General features: G+C 34.7%; 1 protein-coding gene. It reads left to right on the forward strand.

Annotated elements, in window-relative coordinates:
• On the forward strand, window positions 1-499 hold a 499-nt coding region (locus EII23_RS12315; RefSeq protein WP_221620421.1), incomplete at both ends, for a hypothetical protein.

Consider the following 499-nt stretch of genomic DNA (forward strand, 5'->3'; position numbering starts at 1 on the left):
GTATTGACCTTATGGCTTTTCACGGAATTAATCCACGAACTAAGCAAGCTTCAGATGTTATTTCAACAAATCATTTTGATAGTTTAGTTACTCAAACTGTAACATTCGATAAAGCACAAATTGAAGAAAATATTGAAACTGCAGTTGCTATGATTCAAGGAGCAAATGGAGAAGTTTCAGCAATTGCAATGTCTCCTATTTTTTCACAAGAACTAGCAAAATTAAAAGTTAATGGAGTTAAACAATATCCTGAACTTGCTTGGGGAGCTAACCCGGGAATTATAAATGGGTTACCTGCTGACATAAACACAACAATATCAGAAGGAGACCAAGTGAAAGATAGATCTATTATAGGGGACTTTGCCAATATGTTTAAATGGGGTTATGCAAAAGAAATTCCACTTCAAGTCATAGAATATGGAGATCCTGACAATTCCGAAAAAGACTTAAAAGGATATAATCAAGTATATTTGAGAGCAGATGCTTCTATAGGATGGGG

This window comes from Desulfovibrio sp. OH1186_COT-070 (assembly GCF_003860215.1).
GTDB lineage: Bacteria > Desulfobacterota > Desulfovibrionia > Desulfovibrionales > Desulfovibrionaceae > Desulfovibrio.